General features: G+C 70.9%; 1 protein-coding gene and 1 pseudogene. One reads left to right on the forward strand and one right to left on the reverse strand.

What is annotated here, in order from left to right:
- The coding region (locus ACFYW5_RS37875) for a hypothetical protein (RefSeq protein WP_389421682.1) at positions 1 to 898 on the forward strand (898 nt) is incomplete at its 5' end.
- Positions 899 to 1,424: 526 nt separating this feature from the next.
- Here ACFYW5_RS37875 and ACFYW5_RS37880 read toward each other — a convergent pair.
- A pseudogene (locus tag ACFYW5_RS37880) lies at positions 1,425 to 1,753 on the reverse strand (ISAzo13 family transposase); the annotation flags it as partial.
- Positions 1,754 to 2,061 lie beyond the last annotated feature (308 nt).

Here is a 2,061-nt window from a genome sequence, read left to right on the forward strand (position 1 = left end):
TGTGCAGCATCCTCGGCGTCGCCCGCTCGAGCTTCTACTACTGGCGCCGGACAGCAGCGGACCGGGCCGCCCGGCAGGCGGCCGACGCCCGCCTGTGCGCGGGGCCATGGAGGGTCTGGGGATGCGTGGTTACTGGATGGGCTACTTCGCCCTGCGCGCGGCGCCTCTGGGCCCTGTTCCCGCCTGCGTCGTCACGAGCTGCTTTTATGTCTTCCACCCCGACCGGGCCGCGAGTGCCTTGCCGGACGCCTGGAATGTGGCCGGGCCGCAGCAGGTGATCGAGGCACGTGAACGAGCCGTGGACGCCGCGATGAGAAGCCTCTACGGTTGCGACGTCGTCGATTCCGCCGTACTGGCCGAGGCCGCCGACCTCGCCTGGGAGGCGGCCTGTGCCGCGGACACGGTGGGCCGGGTACTGGGCGCGGCCAACCAGGCCCTGCCACGGCCGACTCAGCCCCACGTCCGGCTGTGGCAGGCCGCAACCACCTTGCGCGAGCATCGTGGTGATGGCCATGTCGCCGTGTTGGTCGGCCGGGGTCTGGGGCCGGTCGAGGCGCTGGTACTCAAGAGCGCGACGGGGGAGACCGATGCCGAGTTCCAGCGACGCATCCGGCGGTGGGACATCGAGGCATGGCAGGCGGCGCAGGCCGAATTGCGCGGGCGCGGCTGGATCGACGAGGAGGAGCGCCTCACGGCGGCTGGAGCAGCCGCCCACGAGCAGATGGAGGCGGACACGGACGCCGCGGCGGCTGCGCCATGGCACGCCCTGGGCACCAAGGCCACCGCCCGCCTCGCCCACCTGCTCGAACCGCTCGCACGACGCGTGCTGGACTCCGGCATCGTGCCGACCGCCAACCCGGTCGGCCTGACGGACGGTACATGGCGCTCCGCCGGATGACCCTGCCTGCGGCCCATCGAGGCCCGGTCCCGAGCCGGAAGGCTCACACCGTGCTCACCATGCCTTCGGTAACGCGGCCAGCGGGCAGTGTTCCTCTACAGCACCGCCGGCCACACGCCGCTGGCTGAGCACCCCGGGCACGCCACGGCCGGGCTGGCCCCTGAGGCTGCCGGGTGCCCTGCGCCCGGGAGGCCTCAGCTGCCGGCCCAGTCGCGGAACTCCACGGCGGCCCTGCGGCCGGCTCCCTAAATGGGGAGTCGCGCGTATGGGGCCGATTACATGGGCTCGAGGGTCTCTGCGCGCGACGCCAAGCGGCCTGCGCGCTCAAAGGTGGGTGAAGGCCTTCCTCACGGCCCTGCCTTGCTGAGGAGCTTGATCTCCGGGGTGGTGGCCCCGCCGCTGGGTGTGACTTCAGCGGCGTGACTGGCTCAACGATCGGGTGCCGAGTCGGTGTGGGCGGGCCGCCGGGCGGCCCGGTTGGGGCCGTAGGCGGGCGGGATCATAGACGGGCGGGCAGTGCCGCGGACGGTGCGCCAGCTGGCCCCCGCTCATTGGGCTCGACCAGCGCCAGCAGGGCTGGAAGCAGTCCCGGGTGCAGTTCCGTCGCCTTCCTCCGGCCTCCGCCCGCGCGATGGACCCGCCCCAAAGGAGCCTGGCCGGCTCCAGTTCAGTCATGCCGTGGGAGGCTGTGCCTTCCCGGACTCCTGCCGCAGGGGCGACGATTCTGATTCCGCTGTGTCCCAGCGACCGTGCCTCTGCCCCTATGGCCAGCCGACGCTGACGGTCGTCGAGATGCGGCAACGACGTCTCGAACTTTGCCGCCAGGACGGCCTCGATCCCCTCCGGTCTCCCCATACACGACAACGACCCCCAGAGCTGGAAGCCACGATCCATTTCCCGGCAAGCCCTTAGGTATTCCGCCTGGCATGAGGCGTGGTCCGCCGCCTGGCGGAGTGACGGACCATCCGGAGTCCACCGTGCTACAACCGCCCCATAGGGCGGGCGACTCAAGGGCGGAGGCGCCGCAACCGGGCCTGGCTTCCGTCATGAGGAGCCCGCCATCTCCTCCTGAGGTTCCCCCGAGATGCGGAGTGTGTTGACAGAGGGTCAGATGGTTCTCATGAGAGGAACATCGACCATGGCCGCCCCCAGAAAGTACTCGC

Origin of the sequence: Streptomyces sp. NPDC002779 (genome assembly GCF_042888685.1) — a bacterium.
Taxonomy (GTDB): Bacteria; Actinomycetota; Actinomycetes; order Streptomycetales; family Streptomycetaceae; genus Streptomyces.